Here is a 20,048-nt window from a genome sequence, read left to right as displayed (position 1 = left end):
ATCATTTAGATTATTTTAGCGCGCTTTTACGTGATTAAACTAACTTTGTTTGACGAACAACATCTATCATATCTTGACAGCAATTATTTTTACCAGCAATTAAAAGTCCATATTGGTAAGGCTCAATTCCATAAGATAGTAAAGGGGCATCGAGCGATAAAAAACACCCTCCACACTCCTGCAAAATAAGATCAGCAGCGGCAATATCCCATTCATGACAATTCGGACGAACTAATACGATATCAATTTCATCTTGAGCAACAAGAACAATACGATAAGCAAGAGAAGGAAGATAATGGTAAAGACTGACTCGATTGAGAAAATCATCTGGTAATTTTTGTGCGAGCGATTTATCAAGTGAAATTTTATATTTTCGATGTCCTCCCGAGGCTAAACGAGGAAGTTTTATCCCATTTAATGTTGCCCCTCGACCCATTACAGCTGCATAAATATCTCCTTGAGCCGGACATTGTAGAACGCCCACAATAGGACGCCCATTCTCAATAATGGCAACCGAAATACACCAATAAGGACTGCCAGAAAGAAAACCTCGTGTTCCATCAATAGGATCAACCACAAAGAAGCGTTTATAATCTTGTTGCTCTCGATCATCTTTTGTCTCTTCTGAAATCCATCCATAATTTGGACGCGCTCCAAGAAGCTTCTCTTTCAAAAAATGATCAACAGCAAAATCTGCCTCACTGACCGGTGAATTACCCTCTTTAATCCAAACATCCAACGTGCATCCAAAATATCGCATTGCTAAATCTCCTGCCTCTCGACAAACATCCCGCAAAAGATTTAAATCAGAAGAATGATGCGTGTTATTTTCCTGCAAGTGTCATCCCTTCAATTAACAATGTTGGAGCCGCTGTACCATAACGCCGATCAATATCATTGGCAGGTGTTAAATGTGCTAACATATGAAGCAAATCAGAACCTAGCGTTACTTCACTCACCGGATAAGCAATTTCACCATTTTCAATCCAAAAACCGGAAGCCCCACGACTATACTGACCAGTAATAAAATCAATGCCATGACCGAATAATTCGGTCACATAAAATCCATTTCGCAAATCTTTTATCATATCGCAAGGCGATACTAAACCCGGTTCAATAGCAAAATTTGTACTTGTCGGCTGCACTAATGATGCCGAACGCACACCGTGTCCATTTGTTTTAAGTCCCAATTCACGTGCTGTAGATGATGAAAGAAGCCAACTTTTTAAAATACCATTTTCAATAATATTGAGTGTTTGCCCCTCTACCCCTTCTCCATCAAAAGGATGAGAAGCATTTCCACGTAATCGCAAAGGTTGATCGGTTACATTAACATTAGGCTTCATCACTTCCTTGCCTAGGAAATTCTGTAAAAGACTTGTTTTACGAGCCACAGAGGCTCCATTGACCATAGATGCGATATGCCCTGCAATCCCGCGAGCCGTACGCGGATTAAAAATAACATCAACGCCCCCAGTCGCCGCACGAACTGCACCCAAACGTCGGACAGCACCAAACCCTGCATTCTTTCCAACAGTTTCTGCTGCCTCTAAATCAGAAAAATGTAAGGCTGTTGTATAATCATAATCCCGCTCCATCTGTGTTCCTTCACCTGCAAGAGCACTACAAGAACGTGAAAAGCAACTGGAGCGATAGGCTCCACAAAAACCATCGCTGGTCACAAGAATAAACCCACTCCGGCCATAAGCTGTTGCAGCGCCACCAGAATTACTTACACCTTTAACATCAAGAGCTGCTGCCTCTGTTTTTAAAGCATCTTCTGTTAAAAAATGACTGCTTGGCACAAAATCATCAAAAAGATCAAGATCTTTAGGAGACTTAACCAAACACTCTTTATCTGCCAAACCTTCAAATAAACTATCGGGAGAAGCTTTAGCCATCGCAACAGCACGTTCCGCAAGTTCTTGCGGATAAGACGCTAAATTAGCAGAAACACTTGCTACTTTTTTTCCAACAAAAACCCTTAGAGTAAAATCATTGCTCTCTGCTGCTTCTGTTGATTCGACTTTCCCAAAACGAACTGATACACTGGTAGAATGAGCATGAACAATAACGGCATCGGCAGCATCTGCCCCAGAACGCCTTGCTGCTTCAACCAGTGAAACAGCTTTCTCAATCTGGTTTTTGTCAGTCATTATAGACTCCCTAAAATATTTTATTATTTACATTGATAAGCACTCTGACAAATTTATATAAATCAGAATATAACTCTTGTATGTTTATTCATAAAATTACGCACATTTCATGCATTTTTTCTTTTAATGCATCGAATAATTTCCTTTTTAGCTTCTTTATGAAAAGACGCAATATGTCGTAAAATTTCTTTAGTTTCAAGATTTCTCATTGCCCCTTATCATTTTAGATAACCCAATCTGTACTGATAATCAAATTAACCGAAAACTTGGCAATCAACAAAAGACCTAGCAATAACACTTGAATTTAAGTCCAAAACCTCAAAAATTCGAAAAGCATAAAACGACTTAAGTCACAAGCCTTATGTCCTCTGGATAGTCAAATAACTTCCTTCATTCCTATAGCATTCTTTAATTTCCAAGCAAAAATCAAGAAAATGCCTTATATTTGTGTATACTTCTTTTCTTCTATAAACTCTCTCATATTAAGATGGCAATCTTGTAAACAAAAAAACATAAACGGAATAAAAATTTTTCCTTTCATTATGGTTTCAATAAAATGAGCAGTCATAAACTTCTTTACCCTCATGGACGTGGTATCACAAAGAACTCATTTTTTATATTTATTAGAAATAAGTTATAATCATAATATTCTCTCTCGTTTCTAATACGTCTAATCGAGAGCATCTCATTTTTTTCATGCGTCATCCTTAATCGGTTATTTTGTTATTAAACAGGCATAATTTGACTGACTTCTTTTTCCTGAAACAAAAATTCTAAGATACTGGATAGATTTTGATTTAAGAACTATACTCTTTCCTCTTTCCCCTCCATTAAAAAATAAAGAAGCGTAATATTGTCATAAAACGATAATCAATAAAACTTTTATATGAAGCTCAACGTTGTATTTATCTTTCAATTCAATCTGCAATAAGCGTATTCTTCCAATTAATTTTGACAAGTTTATCGCTCATAATTGTTTTAACAGATACAAAAATATTTGCAGAAACTAGGATATCTGTACACATTTTAAAAAATCGCTTTTTTAAACATTTAAACTAAATATATACAATGATACGAAATTAATTTTACGGAAATTAAGAGTGAGCTTATTTATTCTTTAGAGCCTTTTAAAGCTGTAGTCTCTAGAAAGTCATCATCTTTTAATCAAAAAACACTTTGATTTATAATCATAATTGATCATTTTGTAATTTGCATAAAAGAGTCAAATATCATTAAATTTTCTCCATTTTAAACTTATTTATATTGAGGAAATCACAACTATTCGCTCTCAAATCATGAATAGAGGTAATATTGATAAAACCTATTTAAGAAGGAGTCAAAATGCCTTTTATAAATGCTCTCAAATCAAAAACTATCGCAATACTAGAAACTAGGAAATATCATGACAATATCGACCTACAGATTTACAAGAGCAGAAATAAGCTTCTACAACTTTCTTTATTTTCAGTAAAAATGCGCACCTTATAAGCTTTTATATATTGAATAAAATTCAATGACTTTTATAAGATCTTTGGTGCAAAATTAATTTTCTCAGATGATTTGACTCGATTTCAACCACTAACTAAAAACCAGATCATAGCTCATCGATTTGCTATATACTCATAACTGATTTCATTCTAACAAGGCTACGATTTCTGCGCCTTTGTAAAGATATTAACTTTTTTATAAATGCACACCCTTACGAGATGATTTTGTTTTCAATAAGAGCACGTCTGCTCATTTCAATCATTGCATCACGAAGGTGTAACTTAATTTTTGACCCAATAATCATTCCAAAGAAAGGAGAAAGTAAACCAGACATGGTTACAGTATGGCGAATTTTGTTATTTGAAGAATCAGATTTTTTTGAACAAATATATTCATGATCAAAACTCATATGAGTAAGAGGAAGTTTAGCATAATCAGAAAAGAAAACATTTTTTATAACTTTATCAAGTGTAAAAGTTACTGTAGGTCCCTTTTTAGGTTTCATGCGTCCTATAGCGCCTTCTTTGAAAGGACCAGAAAGTTCTACCCATTCAAGTTCACTATCCCAGCAAGGCCATGATGCCACATCTTCCCATATAGCCCAAATCTGCTCAGCACTCGCTTCTGTGTTAATTTCTTCGCTATATATCCATTTAAACACGATAATCTTCCCTGTTTTAGAAATCATTTAGTTTTATTGCTAAAGAATAATATAAAAATTATTCTTAAAAATGTAATAACGATAACACACTGCATACTGTCAGATTTACTTAATATATAATTATTAACTCAACAAGCGATATTAATAAAATAAACACACAAAAGTTCAGTATAATGAACACTCTTGTCTACCTTAAATAAAAAATATCTTTTTTAAGTTTATACAATAACAAAAATAAAAGTTACGCACTATTTAGGATATAAATGCAGACTACATAGTTGAAAGCTTTCAGCTTCTAATGAGATGTTGCGGATTAATGTGTAGCCGAAAGAAATTAGAAAAAAGTATCATAACTGTTGTCGTGAAATATATATTCCTATTGGAGAAAAAACATTCATCGGTAGTAAAGCTAATAATACACTAAAGTTTTGGCAATGTGTTACACTTTTAATGTAGCTGAAATTAACAAATCAGCATATAACTTACAAAAATTAGCAGCAATACATACTGCTAATTTAGGTCCAATAGCATTACACCTCAAAGCAATTTTTGGCTAGACAAAAGAACAGATGGCCTCTCTATATTAAAGGGCGTATATTGTAAAAGACTCGCTCTTGGGGCTATAAAAAACTTCAAAAAATGAGAGATTGAGACAAAAAACATAATGAAATCAAAATTCATCAATTCCTTTAAAATTAGAATCTTTTGTTTACTTTCTGCTTAACCTTTTAAAAACCATATAAAATGAAGAAAACTGTAAAGAAGCATTTTTCATCCTAGATCAAAACAATAACTTTCTCAAAATGTAAACGATCGTAATTTATAAAGACGTATTGCTGTCTCACCATAAAAACGCTCATCGTCTAGATAAAAGACGTCAGGTAAATGAATCATTGTATCTTTCTTTTCTTCAAGTATGAAGAGTGTATCAGTTTTTGCCCACCCCCCTCGCAAAGCTTCTACGAAAGCACGTTCACCTAAACAACGGCTATAAGGAGGATCAGCGCAGATAACATCAAATGGGAGCATTGTGCCAATATTGCCAAGTTTGGTCGCATCACGACGCAAAATCCGTCCTATCGACTGTAATTCAAAGGCTTCTATATTTTTTTGAAGCAACCCACGCCCCTCAACCGAGTTCTCAACAAAAACAGCCGCCTTTGCTCCACGTGAAAGTGCTTCGATGCCTAAAGCACCAGTACCAGCAAAAAGATCAAGAATGCGTTTATTGGTCCAAAATTGTTCTTCACGGCTAGAAAGAATATTAAAAAGGCTTTCACGTGTACGATCACTCGTTGGGCGAATCGACTGATTAACAGGCGAAAACAAAACACGCCCAGCAAATTTACCGCCTATGATCCGCACGTGAACCTCCAAATCGCTTTGAAGTTTTTGCACCATCCCTATGTGGTTTAGATTTTTTCATAGCACCACCAAACGATTTTACCTTTTTCTTTCTCTCAAAAGAATGCTCATCATGGCCACTTTTTATCATTTTCTCTTTATCCTTAAAAAAGCGATCTTTCTTACCAAAGGGATGCGTCTCGTCATAAGATGTTTTGCCACGTTTTTGAACAAAACCTCCCCTCTTCTCTTTGTGTGACGGAGTTTCTTTTAGTTTTTCCTTGCCTCGATGAAAGGATCTTCTACCATCCAAATCGCTCTTATGATCATGCGATTTCTCCTCACTATAGGGAGGCTTTCTACGTGTACTCTGCGGACGTGCACCAGGAGCCATCCAAACATTAGCACGGCGAGAACGCGGTAGAAAACGCTCTACTTTTCCTTCCTCACTTTTCTCCTTTTTTACATTCTCATGAGACTTTGTACTTAATCGTGCACGACTATATTCAACAGAACCATCTCTTGGTCGGCGCCGTATCGCCCTTTCGCTTGAGAAAACCCAACCATCATTTGCAACAGAAAGATCTTTCTGGCTTTGCTTTTCTGCAACAACTGCAGAATTTGAAAATGGCTTAAGAATAGGAGCATCAAAATCTGCATTGGCTTGCATAATCAAACGCTCCCCCAACTGATCTCGTAACATCCGCCCTTTTAACTCTTGCACGGCTCCTTCTTCTAAATCAGAGAGATGAAATGGACCATAAGATACACGTATTAATCGATTAACTGATAATCCCAATGCCCCTAAAACATTCTTTATTTCACGATTTTTTCCTTCACGCAAAGCGACAGAAAGCCATATATTAGATCCTTGTTCACGTTCAATTGATGCTTCAATCGAACCATAAAAAATGCCATTAATCGCAATACCATTTTTAAGGTTATCCAGCGCGCTCTTCTTTACTCTTCCATGAGCACGGACGCGATATTTGCGAACCCATCCTGTTACAGGAAGCTCTAATACACGCGCTAAGCCACCATCATTGGTTAAAAGCAAAAGCCCTTCCGTGTTAATGTCAAGCCTTCCAACAGAAAGAACACGCGGCATTCCTTTTGGTAAATTACTAAATACCGTAGGTCTGCCTTCAGGATCACGGTTCGTGGTGACAAGTCCTGCTGGCTTATGGTAAAGCCATAAACGCGTTCGTTCTATAGGAGGTAAAGGTTTGCCATCAACTTTAATAACATCAGAGCGGCTAACATTAAAAGCAGGCGTTGTCACGACCGTCCCATTTACAGAAATGCGACCTGCAACAATCATCATTTCTGCATCTCGACGCGAAGCAACACCAGCACGCGCTAACCTTTTAGCAATTCGTTCACTCTCATTATTTTCATTCATTTGCGTTTCAAACCAATCTTTGCCAGTATGTTCAGAAAATTATTCACATGCACCATACCGCTTATCCTGAAAAAGGAAGTAGCATAATCATTTATCATTTTCTATCCTTTAACGACAATAATGTATCTGTTGACTTGCACGTTTGTTTTAAACACTTTAAAAAATAGAGGTATTCCTTTCATTATAAAAGCGTAATAAATTATTCATTCCATCGCATTTCTTATCGAGATAACCTTTAGATTTTCTATACCTTCAGTAGAAAGAATATTATGACTTTGACGCCCATGGAAATAGCCCTTTTAGAAGCGCAATGGGCTGCAAAAAAAAATGAAGTTCCCGTAGGCGCTGTCATTACACGTGAAAAAGCTATCATTGCACGCGCTGGTAACTTTATAAAATCTGCATATGACCCTACAGGACACGCAGAAATGCGTGCAATCCGTATGGCTTGCGAAATATTGCAAAGCGAAAGGCTTCCTGATTGCGATCTTTATGTAACACTTGAGCCTTGTGCTATGTGTGCTGCTGCCATTTCATTTGCACGTATACGACGTCTCTATTACGCAACAAATGATCCCAAAGGGGGAGCTATAGAAAATGGCCCACGTTTTTATCAGCAACCAACCTGTCATCACAAACCTGAGATTTATTCTGGTTTTAAAGAAAAAGAAGCTGCTCAATTACTTAAAGATTTTTTTGTACAAAAGCGTGAGGAAAAATAATTCTTCTTCCATAACTTTCACTCTTTAAAAACTATCCTATTTCTCGAAAAAAAACTATTAATTCCTCTGATATATATAGCAAAAGCCATTTCGAAGCATTTTTTCTCTCTTTTAATGCTGCATATTGCTTCTATTAGATGATACATTCATTCATAAGAATAATTCATTATTTTGTATATAAAATACAAAGTCCAAAATATCGTAGATATACTCTCATTTCAAATTATATTGAATCAATAAAAATCTCTTCCTTGCATATCATAAACGGGATTATCGTCTAGATAAGGAACGTTTTAGAAAAGACTAAAAATGTCCCTTATGAAGGCTCTCAAATGCAAGAATTGTCGCAACTAATGGAGTCTAGAAAATAAAATGATAGTATCAGCTTTCTCCTTCCTAAGCATAAAGATAGTGAAGCACTATAGATTTTACGTTATACTATTCACATGAGCGATGTTGTAAAATGAGCTTGAGAAATGTTTCTTTTTAGGAAACGCGTAAGGATTCTCTCGATGCTGTTGCTATTTCATGAGAATAATACCCCTCAGCAGCATTATAACTCTGCGTGAATAAGAGCCTGGTATCATAAGTAATTGGAAAAATACTTTACTTTAAATATTTTGTCTTTTCCCTATCGACCAATAGGTGCGGTTTTTGCTGGTTGGCGATAAATTAAAGGTGGTTCAGTAAGATAGCGACGGTATTTTGAACTTCCAACTTGTGCTCTCTGACGACGTAAATATTCCTGTCGTTGCTTCGCATTCAACTGTGAAGGGTTTTCTGAACCAGCGCCATTAACTGACGATCCTTTGTGAGGAAAAGAAGTAATTCCTTGATGCTTCTTCGATGCTGCTATTTCATGGACAGATCTATCTTGTTGTGGAATCGGTAAAAATCTGCGCGAACTAGGGCTTGGTATTACAAGTTTTGGATGAGGTTTCATAACAATCTGGCTACTGTTATTTGTTGGTGTTAATGAAGTAATATTAGCAACATCTTCAAAAAACTGTATCGAAACTGGTTTATCGGTACCATAGGTAGGAGCGGATAAACTGCATCCCGTTAAAACAAAGCACATCCCTAAAATTCCTATTGGAAATATTTTTATTTCACGTTTTCTCACTGCCTATTCCATTTCCTAAGTATATGGCTGATTAATATTCCCGTTATTTATGAGAGAACGGTCCATACACAAATTTCCCCCCCTGCAGATAAAACAACGGAATTTTCCTCGTACCACAAAAAACTATATTCATCAATATGAGAAATTTACTTGCATTTCTTTCCTTTGATCTAAAATTTTAAATCTTGCCAAGAATCTGCAATTCCCGCAAAGCAGCTGCATCACGAGCAGATACATCCGGATAAGCAGGATCACTCCCAACATCTTGTGTATAACGCCATGATCGAGCACATTTTTTTCCTAATGCCTTCTCTGGATATACACCAACACCTTCAACATCATTCAAAGTAAAAGCATCGGAAGGTATTGTATCCCGCGTAATTGTGAGTGCACTGGTAATACAGATCTCCGCCATATCCACATTTTCTATTGCTTCTCGTAAAGCCGGATTGGAAATAAAAACAACAGGAGCGGCTTCTAACGAGGATCCAATACGCTTATCAACGCGTTCAAGCTCTAAAGCACCTGTAACAACTTTACGGACCTGCCGAATTTTTTTCCAACGCTCAGACAAAGATTGATTTTGCCATTCTTCTGGTACAGAGCGAAATTGTTCTAAATGCACAGACTGGCTTTCTGGGTAACGCTCTAACCAAGCTTCCTCCATAGTAAAAGGCAACATTGGAGCAAGCCATGTTACCATACGCTCAAAAATCTCACGGACAACCTGCAAGGAGGATTTGCGTTTTTTTGATGAAGGCGCATCACAATAAAGAGAATCCTTGCGGATATCAAAATAAAATGCCGATAACTCAATGATTGAAAAATCCAATAATGCACGCATAATCTTTTTAAAGTCAAATTCATCGTAAGCGCGATTAATCAACTGATCAAGTTCAAAAAGCCTATGCAATATAAATTTTTCAAGATCCGGCAGTGCACCATAAGATATTTCTTCTCCATCATCATATGCTAAAGTTCCAAGCATCCAACGAATTGCATTGCGTAGTTTACGATATGAATCCACATTTGTTTGAAGGATTTTTTTGCCTAAACGCTGATCTTCCCAATAATCAGTTGTCATAACCCAGAGACGAAAAATATCAGCTCCAGATGTTTTAATGATCTCTTGCGGAACAACCGTATTGCCTAAAGATTTAGACATTTTCTTACCATTCTCATCCAAAGTAAAACCGTGTGTGATCACCGCCTTATAGGGAGAGCAAGCACGCGTACCACAGCTTTCCAAAAGAGAAGATTGGAACCATCCGCGATGTTGATCTGAACCTTCAAAATAAACATCAGCAGGCCATTTCAAATCAGCCCGATCTTCTAACACAAAGCTATGGCTTGCTCCAGAATCAAACCAAACATCCAAAATATCATAAACCTGTATCCAAGGCTCATGTGCACGCTCGCCTAAAAAACGTTCACGTGCTCCTTCAGCAAACCATGCATCTGCCCCTTCTGCTTCAAAAGCCCGTAAAATACGCTCGTTCACACCTTCATCTTTTAGAATAACACCATCCTCATTCGCAAAAATACAGATAGGAACACCCCAAGAACGCTGACGAGAAAGAACCCAATCAGGACGATCTTCTATCATCGAAGCTAGGCGGTTTTGCCCAGAAGACGGCACAAAACGCGTTTTTGAAACAGCTTCCAAAGCCCGACTACGTAAAGTTGAACCATCCCCAAAATCTTTATCCATTGAAATAAACCATTGCGGTGTATTGCGAAAAATAACGGGTTTTTTTGAACGCCAACTATGGGGATAGGAATGCTTTAAACGCCCCCGTGCAAACAATCGATCTGCTTTAATTAAAGCGTTAATGACCTCTTTATTCGCATCACCCATTTTTCCATTATCATCAATAACACGTGCAGGTCCTCCTTCACGATCTGGTCCCAAACCTGGAACATCTTTCGTATAAAACCCTGCATCATCAACAGGAAACGGTATAGATGAATCAATCCCCGCTTGCTCCAGTAAGGACTTATAATCATTCCAAATTTCAAAGTCCTCACGCCCATGGCTTGGCGCTGTATGAACAAAACCTGTACCAGCACTCTCTGTTACGTGCGAACCATCAAGCAATGGAATTTTAAAGTTATACCCCCCAGCCAAACCTTTGAGTGGATGAGAAAGAACAAGAGCTTTCAATTCTTCAGCAGAAATAACACGCAAACGCTTCAAAACAAGTTTGGCTTTTTCTGCACAACTCATAGCTAACGCATCAGCAAAGAGAAGTTTTTCCCCAACTTGAGGACCAAAATCATTTTCAGTACTTTCAACTTCGTAAATACCATAAGAAATCTGCAAAGAATAACTCACTGCACGGTTAGCAGGAATTGTCCACGGCGTTGTTGTCCAAATGACGACATAAGCACCATATAAATCATCAGAATTTGCTTCAAAAACAGGAAATTTAACCCAAATCACCTCTGATTCATGATCATGATACTCAATCTCAGCCTCTGCCAAAGCCGTACGCTCTACAACAGACCACATCACCGGCTTGGAACCACGATAAATCTGATCTGACATAGCAAATTTTATCAATTCACTGGCAATGCGTGCTTCTGCATGAAACGCCATTGTAGTATAAGGCGTGTTAAAATCTCCCACGACACCAAGGCGTTTAAATTCTTCACTTTGAACGATTACCCAATGCTGTGCAAATTCACGGCATTCTTTACGAAACTCGTTAAGAGGTACCTCATCCTTATTTTTTCCTTGTGCTCGATATTTTTCTTCAATTTTCCATTCAATTGGAAGCCCATGGCAATCCCAACCAGGTACATAATTTGCATTAAAACCGCGCATTTGGAATGAACGGACAACCACATCCTTTAGAACTTTGTTTAAAGCATGCCCAATATGAATATGACCATTTGCATAAGGTGGACCATCATGAAGAATATAAAATGGACGATCTTTTGCTTGTTGGCGCAATTGCGCATAAAGCCCCATATTTTCCCAACGCGCCATCAATTCAAGCTCTTTTTGCGGAAGCCCTGCACGCATAGGAAAATTTGTCTGTGGGAGATAAAGAGTTTTTGAATAATCTATTGTTTCATTTTTCACAGTCATTGTGAAATATCCCTGTCCACTTTTACAATTTCATTTTTGCATAACTTCCCTGAATCCTGCAACTCTGGTTTTTATCTATAGGGAAAGCCCAGCTTATCATTCGTATTAAGCAGCGATCAGGAAAATATATCATTACACTCTATGGGCTTTATCATGAAATTAACAAGAAAAGAAACCAAAAAGTGATCTTAAAAAAATAAAGGCTCCACTGACAGTGGAGCCTTTTAGAAATTTACTCTTTAAAAGATTAGAATTTATAAGCTACACCAACACGGAAATCATTGGTTTTGTAATTAACTTCAAGTTTTTCCTTTGCAAATTTCTTTTTACCAAAATCAGAGTAACGATATTCGGCACGTACAATCACATTATCCAGAAGCGAGAAATCAACGCCACCACCAAGTGTGTAACCAATCATGGTTTTTGTTTCATCAGCTAAGTTCTTAGAAGAAACGACTCTTCCATCCTCATCCTTAACGGATATTGATACAGTGTCTTGGAACTGCCCATAAGCAATACCACCAGCAAGATAAGGCATAAAGCGATCAGCCGCAAAACCAATACGTACCCGTGTAGCACCACCCCAATTCTGTTTGAAAGTATGATTTAAAGTTTCAACTTCATCCTCTTGATCAAGACCAAGTTCAGAAGCCAGCTTTTTCATTTGTTCTATACCATATACACTGGAATTGTTCTTATCCACCGCTTGTGTACTCTGTGCACCGTATCCAGCCATATTCTGTCCACCATGAGAACGAGAAGCATGTGAATTAGCACCATGCGCATGAGCGCCAGAGCCATGCACACCTCCATGAGATGCACCATGCGGATTAGCATTACTTCCGCTACCATGATGAGTACTATGATGACCTTGGGCTCCGCTTGTTCCATTGGATGATCCTGATCTCGCGAGTACAAGTGCCCCTCCGCTCGGTACTGTTCTTTCTGCTGCTGATGGTTGTACCGAGGTAGCTGCTTTTTCTGCTGGCTGTGCTCCTGGTGCGGTTACGGTGGGTTTTACTGGTGCAGGTTGTACTTGTGCGGACCCTCCTGATACAGCTGCTGGTTTTACAGATGCATCAGCTCCATTTGCCCTTACGCCTGATAACTGATCTACTACAGCTGATCGCGATGCTGACTGCACTGGTGTTCCTACTCCTGTTGTAAGGGATGTCGATTTAGGTGTAGCTAACTGTGATCTACCTACCCCACCTAACGATGCCCCTCCTGTATCTGATCTTCCCAATGAGGACGATGCCGCTTGCACTGTTTTAGAGGAGGCTGATTGTGCTACTGGCGATGCAGATGGCGTTTTTGATGGTGGTGTTGAAACTCCTGAATTTCCCCCTCCCACTGCCACTGGTTGTTTTGCTGTTGCATTAACATTGCCAGAACTTCCAGTTGTTGCTGCTTGATTTGATTGTGCTACTCCTGCTTGTGCTTGTGCTTGACTGTATTGCATTGCAGCAGATTGTTCTGACGCGGATCCTGCTACTGGAGTCCCTACTGCTGTAGCTCCTGCACCTGCAGATCCTCCTGAAGCGGCTTTTGGTGCTTGTGCTTGTGCCTGTGTTCCTATTCCTGCTTGTGTGGTTGGAGGGACTAGAGGCGTTCGTGGGCTTGTGGATCTGCGGGATCTTACAACTGCATTTTCTACTGTAGTGTTATCAGCCGCACCTATGGTAATTGTCTTTGTGTGTTTTTTACCAGATATCATTAAATCCGTGTCGACACCAAAAATAAAGTTATCACCGAGATCAATATTAGAACCTGCATAAAAACCACCTACAAAACCCGAAAGTTTAGGAGAGAACTCTTTATCTAGTGGCAAATTCTTTTCTTGATCAACAAGAGCCATATCAGATTTGCTCGAAAAACCACCAGCTTGGACACCTAAATAAAGACCTGTCCATGAAAAAGTGGGGGCAACAATGGTAGAAGAAGTCGATGGTGCTGGTTGATGAGGAATCATAACATCAGCAGCTAGCGCTGTAGACGCTGAAATTAATGAAAAAATAGACGCTGTTATTAAACGTTTTGTACTCATAAAATCTCTCCAAATATCCAAAATGAAATGTATATAGAGCATCTTTTTTGAAAGATCTGTAGCAAAAATGACACACTCACAAAAAAATAAAAATTTTTTGAAAATAAGGCTTCTTAAACCTTCAATTTTGCATTCAATGAGAATTTGTAAACTAAATCACACTAGAATTATGTGTCTTAACGTTCGATTCATTTTCATTAAATTTTCGCATAACTATTAATGATAATACTCTTTATAAATTTCTTTTTACCGAAATCTGAATAACAGTATTCTGCATGTAATAAACTATCATCTGTCATCGCAAAATCAATGCCAGCGCAAACAGTGAAATCAAATATTGCCTTTTTTAAAACCAAGCGCCATCAAAGTTTCATCTATTTATCAGTATGATCTACTTTTGGTGCTTTAGCGATAGTATTTTGTATCTAAAATTAAGAAAAACAAAGGACTTATTCAAACACTCGCAAAAAAACTTTTAGATTTTTTGTATAAACATCTTCATCATGACACATCAGTTTGATTTATAAGGATAATTTATTGTTTTCATGTTGAATGAAAAACTAATACTTTAGGATTCTATCATTTAGAACCTGTTCCATATTGTATTAATCAAAAACATTAAAAGAATTTTAAATGCCTCTTATAAACGCTTTTAACAGCCAATATCTGTCCACAACATTGATGGCTGGCAAAGTTGTATGATGATGCTAGCTTGCTCTTTTTATTAAGCGTGTAAAGATAGCGGTGCTCTATAGATTTTATATTATTTTATTGGGAGGCTTTACCGTCTTATATCACTCACGAATACTGACATGAAGTGGGCTTGATGTACTTTGAAAAATATTTCTTTAAAACAAATGTGTGAATACACAACAACAAGTGTATTCCGTTTGGGGCGTTCTGTTTTGCATGAGGAGTGTAATCCCATAAAAAGAATGCAATAAACAAAAACGTAAGACAATGCGTCATCTTCATTTTCATTATTTAAAAGACATTGCTCTAAATACTTTTGAAAATCGTAAAACTAAATTAAAAGAAGATGGTAAAGTTGGAAACTGGTTTCTATCTTTACATCTTCATATTCTTCCCCAATGAAACTGTATTTCCCAAAGCTTACTCCAACAGATATACGCAATACGCTTGCTCTAATCTGGCATATGCAGAATAAAGTTAGTCACTGGTTATGATCTTTTCCTATTTCTGAGATTAATTGAATACTTTTCCTTAGGCGTAAAATGATAGCCGTGATATAAGATTTTATGTAATCAGTAACTATAAAATCCATATGGAGCACCAATTCGCCCTCTATAATATAAAACTTTTTTCTTTAAAGTCTTATATTACAAAATGATATAAAATAAAAATATAGGGGATTAAGAGATATAGAATAGAGAGCTAATAAAATAAAGGCCCCGTTAAACGAGGCCTTAGTATTTTTTATGCTTCTAATTTCATTTTTACGAAATTAGAATTTGTAAGCGACACCTACACGGAAGTCATTGGTTTTGTAATTGAATTCACGCGTATCGTTTGCAAATTTCTTTTTACCAAAATCGGAGTAACGGTATTCTGCACGTAAAAGAACGTTGTCTGTCATTGCAAAATCAACACCTCCGCCAATAGTGAAACCAAGCATTGTCTTCGTTTCATCAGCCCAAGCACCACCAGTCAAATCTATGCTTTGCTTAGCTCCTGCTTCTGGCACTTTTTCATCCCCGTCAGCTTTCTGCTCAACTTTAGCTCTCTCTCCTTTTCCTGCAACGGATTGAATGCCCTGTACCTGCGCATAGGCAATACCACCAGCAACATAAGGCATAATACGGTCAACAGCAGCAAAACCGATACGGACACGTGTCGCACCAGACCATTTTTCTTTGTAACTGTGCGTTTCTGTTACCTTGTCACCTTTTTCAAACTGTTGCTGATCTTTTAATTCAACCTTAGCTTTTTCAAGGGCAGCATTAAAATCTGCTGCATTTTTTTCAGTAAGAGTCAATTCACGGGCTTTTTTTGATTCTTCACGATCTGCCCAAACTGCATCGGTTTCAACACCGAGAATGAGACCATTTCCGAGGTCTACGTTAGACCCTGCATAAATACCACCCATGAAACCAGAAGGACTAGGTGTGTTATCTTTTTTGAAAAGTTCTCTCTCTTCTCCTGGAATAGTTACTTTAGTTTTACTCGAAAAGTTGCCAACTTGACCACCAAGATAAAAACCCGTCCAAGAAAACGAAGGGGCTGCTGCGATAACTGCTGGTGCGACTTCATGAGGGATCATCACATCAGCAGCTTGTGCTGCAGAAGCTGAAATTAAAGCGGCAACAGAAGTTGCTATTAAATATTTTGTATTCATAATTTTGCTCCTAAATTAACTATAAAATGACCTTACAAGATTATAGATAGAAAAGCTGTAGTAAAAATGTCACAGTCATACAAATAAAAGCCCAGAAAACAGCAGTTTTGTCAAAGTCAAGATCTCTTGAAAATTTAATTTTTTATTAATACTTTTTATTCATAATCGCACTTTTGATGAAATTAGAACTTGTAAGCTACACCTACATGAAAGTCATTGGTTTTGTAGCCTAGTTTAAGGTAACCCTTTTTAAATTCCTTCTTACCAAAGTCTGAGTAGCAGTATTCCGCACGAAGCAGAATATGATCTGTCATAACGAAATCTATACCACCACCAAGGGTGAAACCCACCATCGTTTTTGTTTTATCAAATATCGTAGCAGAAACTGCTTTACTTGATTTACCATTTTGCTGACTTTTTTGTTTCTGAAACTTTATCGACACCTTGTATTTGCGCATAGGCAATACCATCGGCAACATAAGGCATAACGCAGTCAACGACGGAAAAACCAACACGAACCCGTGTTGCACCAGACCTTTTTGCTTTAAAACCAATGCGACACACTGCTGTGTCACCCTTTTGAAACTTTTCATTTTAATCCAATGTAACACCACCAATGCAACACCATCATCTTCAAATTCATCATTAAAATCATCAAATTCATCAATCGCAAGAATCTTTGAGACCGTCTTCGTCTCTCCTCGGTCTATCCAGACTGCATCGGTTTCAACACCTAGAATTGAGGACATTTCCAAGATCTATGTTGGAGCCTAAATAAATACCACCGATGAAACCTCAAAGCTTAGGTAGTCCATCTTTATCTAAAGTTTTTTCTTTTGTCTCTAAATCAAATACATCAACTTTGACTTGAAAAGTTGCCAACTTGACCACCGAGATAAAAATCTATCCAAGAAAACGAAAGGGCTGTGATAACTGCTGAGACTGTTTCACGAGGAATGATAACATCAGAAGATTGTGCCACAGAAGCTGCTGCCATAGCGATAATAGACGTTTTGACTAAAGATTTTATATTCGTAAACTTTGCGCCTCATTTATTTAGAGGATAATGCTACAAGATTACATAAAGAAAAGCTGTAGTAAAAAATAATACAGTCATAGAAAATGGAGGATGCACTCAAAACAAAATCGCTGCATGACTTTACAACGTTATTAACTTCATTCCGTACGAGAATTCATAAGTTAACTTATCGATTTTGAATGTAATTCTTGTCTGTCGTTTATGAAAATATTTTTATATCTCCAATAAATATGGAGTGAGTAATAATATAACAACAGAAAATAATAGAGGCTCTGTCTTTGACAGAGCCTCTTGGAAGTTTATTTCGTTGTTAACGAAATTAGAATTTATAAGCTACACCAACACGGAAATCATTGGTTTTGTATTGAAGTTCAGCTGTGTCTTTAAAGTATTTCTTTTTACCGTAGTCTGAGTAACGGTATTCTGCACGCAACAGAACATTGTCTGTCATTGCGAAGTCAACACCAGCACCAAGGGTGAAACCAACAAGGGTCTTTGTTTCATCATGTACGTTACCAGAAGCAATAACCTTATTAGCATCATCACCAGCATCACCAGCTTTTTTCACTTCAATTGCGGAGATGCCTTGCATCTGCGTATAAGCAACACCACCAGCGATATAAGGCATGATACGATCAGTAGCAAAACCTATGCGAACGCGTGTAGCTCCAGACCACTTTTCTTTCATAGTAACACTTTCGGTGTATTTATCGAATTTTTTAACTTGTAAACCATCTTTCAGTGGGATCTTAGCTTCTGTAAGGATTTTATTAATCTCTTCAGCAGTTTTAGTAACTGCTGTTTCAACATCCCATGTACCGTAATCAATTGTGTCTTTTTTACCAATAAAAGTGACATCTGTATCCAAGCCGAAGATCACACCATTGCCGAGATCAACATTGTAACCTGTGTATAGGCCACCGAGCATACCGGAAAGCTTAAGATCGTGCCAACCTAAAGTGCTAGAACCTTTGTCAGATTTCATTGAACGACCACCAATCTGAGCACCAAGATAAAAACCTGTCCAAGAATAGGCAGGGGCTGCTGAGATGACTGCTGGGGCTGTTTCACGAGGGATGACAACATCAGCAGCTTGTGCTGCAGAAGCTGCTGCCATAGCGATAACAGAAGTTGTTACTAAAGATTTTATATTCATAAACTTTGCTCCTAATTTATTTATGAGCACAGTGCTACAAGATTACAGAAAGAAAAGCTGTAGTAAAAATGATACAGTCACAGAAAATGGAGGGCACATCCCAGACAAAATCGCTTCATAGCTTTGTTTTGTACGAGAAATTACAAACTGTATATATAAATAACTTATTGATCTTAAATGTAATTATTGTTTATGATTTTTTTAAGAAAATCTGAATAATATCTTTCCACATCCACAATAAATTATGTATTGTGTGATAATATAGCAACAGAGAATAACAGAGGCGCTGTTAAAGACAGCGCCTCTGTTATTTAACTTATCATCTGTTAAAATTTGTAAGCAACACCAACTCGGAAATCATTGGTTTTGTAAGATGTCTCATATTTATCATTTGAGAACTTCTTTTTACCAAAATCAGAGTAACGATATTCCGCACGAACAATAACGTTATTGGTCATTGCTAAATCAACACCAGCACCCAGAGTGTAACCAACAAGGGTCTTTGTTTCATCAGACAAGGTACCAGAAGCTATTACTTTATCTGAATCTTTGCCTGTTATTGAAATCGATGCACTATCTTGAAGCTGTGTATAAGCGATACCACCAGCAACATAAGGCATAATGCGTTCAGCTGCAAAACCAATACGTACACGTGTCGCACCAGCCCACTTTTCTTTAAAAGTGAAACTGTGGGTCCGTTTAGCACCAGCTTCAAGCGCATCTTTACCAATACTAATTCCAGATTCTGTTAATATCTTCTTAATATAATTTATGTGATTTGGAAGAATAACATATGTGTTTCCTGTCTTCGTGTCATCTTTATTAGACCACATGATATCTGTATCAACACCTAGAATAAGGCCATTGCCGAGATCAATATTGGAACCTGCGTAAAGACCACCCATGAAACCAGATAGTTTAGGCAAATAATCGTCATCTACCGGAATCTTTTGCCCTTTAGCAAGAATATCCATTTTCGTTTTACCCGAAAAACCACCAAGTTGCCCACCAAGGTAGAAACCTGTCCAAGAAAAAGTTGGAGCAACAATAACGGGAGCAACAGGTGTTGGACTTGGGGGAACAATAACATCTGCTGCTTGCGCCGCTGAAACTGAAACAAAAGCGAAAGCAGAAGCTGTTATTAACCATTTCATATTCATATTTTCTCTCCATAGCTGAATATTTATTTGAACACATCATTTCATATAGAGCCCAAACTTCAGATATCTGTAGCAAAAATGATACACTCATAAAAAAATAAAAAGCCAATGAAAGCATCCTGAATTGCTTGATCTCTTAATAAATAAGAATTGAACTATGCCAATACACAAATGATTGTCTCTCGTTATATTTGCTCTTCTTTATAAATTTTTCAAAAATATCTGCGTTATCACCGTGAAAAGCATGTGCTCTTGTCTAATGACAAGATTATCCTTTTATATTAAATTTAAATGCTTTCA

12 protein-coding genes and 1 pseudogene are annotated in these 20,048 nt (G+C 37.5%); 1 reads left to right on the top strand and 12 read right to left on the bottom strand.

Going from position 1 to position 20,048, the window contains the following annotated elements; genetic code table 11:
- Positions 1-34: 34 nt before the first annotated feature.
- The 5 genes from ACFINF_RS02725 to ACFINF_RS02705 form a co-directional block, all read right to left on the bottom strand.
- Positions 35-838, bottom strand: a complete 804-nt coding sequence (locus ACFINF_RS02725; protein ID WP_375619572.1) for a 3'(2'),5'-bisphosphate nucleotidase CysQ — start codon at positions 836-838, stop codon at positions 35-37.
- Entirely contained in the window at positions 825-2,156 is a 1,332-nt protein-coding gene (locus ACFINF_RS02720) for a TldD/PmbA family protein (RefSeq protein WP_375619571.1), read from the bottom strand. Before ACFINF_RS02720 ends, ACFINF_RS02725 begins: the two co-directional genes overlap by 14 nt.
- A 1,699-nt stretch (positions 2,157-3,855) precedes the next feature.
- The gene (locus ACFINF_RS02715; protein WP_375619570.1) at positions 3,856-4,305 is read right to left on the bottom strand and encodes a hypothetical protein; all 450 of its coding nucleotides are present in this window, start codon (positions 4,303-4,305) and stop codon (positions 3,856-3,858) included.
- 798 nt (positions 4,306-5,103) lie between these two features.
- Complete coding sequence (rsmD, locus tag ACFINF_RS02710) at positions 5,104-5,670, bottom strand: 16S rRNA (guanine(966)-N(2))-methyltransferase RsmD (RefSeq protein WP_375619569.1); 567 nt, start codon at positions 5,668-5,670, stop codon at positions 5,104-5,106.
- Positions 5,651-7,051, bottom strand: coding sequence for a pseudouridine synthase (locus ACFINF_RS02705; RefSeq protein ID WP_375619568.1), 1,401 nt, complete (start codon positions 7,049-7,051; stop codon positions 5,651-5,653). The genes rsmD and ACFINF_RS02705 overlap by 20 nt, the downstream gene beginning before the upstream one ends.
- A gap of 269 nt (positions 7,052-7,320) precedes the next feature.
- Between ACFINF_RS02705 and ACFINF_RS02700 the strand changes: the two genes are divergently transcribed.
- Positions 7,321-7,773 (top strand): nucleoside deaminase, encoded by a 453-nt coding sequence (locus ACFINF_RS02700; protein WP_375619567.1) that lies wholly within the window; start codon positions 7,321-7,323, stop codon positions 7,771-7,773.
- A 631-nt stretch (positions 7,774-8,404) separates the two neighbouring features.
- Here ACFINF_RS02700 and ACFINF_RS02695 read toward each other — a convergent pair.
- From ACFINF_RS02695 to ACFINF_RS02665, 7 genes and pseudogenes are all read right to left on the bottom strand, one after another.
- On the bottom strand, positions 8,405-8,896 hold the full coding sequence (locus ACFINF_RS02695) for a hypothetical protein (RefSeq protein ID WP_375619566.1): 492 nt from the start codon (positions 8,894-8,896) through the stop codon (positions 8,405-8,407).
- A 178-nt stretch (positions 8,897-9,074) separates the two neighbouring features.
- The gene (gene ileS, locus ACFINF_RS02690) at positions 9,075-11,990 is read right to left on the bottom strand and encodes an isoleucine--tRNA ligase (protein WP_375619565.1); all 2,916 of its coding nucleotides are present in this window, start codon (positions 11,988-11,990) and stop codon (positions 9,075-9,077) included.
- Between the two features lie 247 nt (positions 11,991-12,237).
- Entirely contained in the window at positions 12,238-14,037 is a 1,800-nt protein-coding gene (locus tag ACFINF_RS02685) for a porin (RefSeq protein ID WP_375619564.1), read from the bottom strand.
- Between the two features lie 1,465 nt (positions 14,038-15,502).
- Positions 15,503-16,393, bottom strand: coding sequence for an outer membrane protein (locus tag ACFINF_RS02680; protein ID WP_375619563.1), 891 nt, complete (start codon positions 16,391-16,393; stop codon positions 15,503-15,505).
- Positions 16,394-16,575: 182 nt separating this feature from the next.
- Positions 16,576-17,390: pseudogene (locus tag ACFINF_RS02675) on the bottom strand (outer membrane protein).
- Positions 17,391-17,751: 361 nt separating this feature from the next.
- Positions 17,752-18,588, bottom strand: a complete 837-nt coding sequence (locus ACFINF_RS02670) for an outer membrane protein (RefSeq protein WP_375619562.1) — start codon at positions 18,586-18,588, stop codon at positions 17,752-17,754.
- Between the two features lie 326 nt (positions 18,589-18,914).
- The gene (locus ACFINF_RS02665; protein ID WP_375619561.1) at positions 18,915-19,748 is read right to left on the bottom strand and encodes an outer membrane protein; all 834 of its coding nucleotides are present in this window, start codon (positions 19,746-19,748) and stop codon (positions 18,915-18,917) included.
- Between the last annotated feature and the right edge of the window lie 300 nt (positions 19,749-20,048).

The organism is Bartonella sp. TS25HLJMH (assembly GCF_042193505.1).
GTDB lineage: Bacteria > Pseudomonadota > Alphaproteobacteria > Rhizobiales > Rhizobiaceae > Bartonella > Bartonella grahamii.
This window is presented reverse-complemented; position numbering and strand designations above follow the sequence as displayed.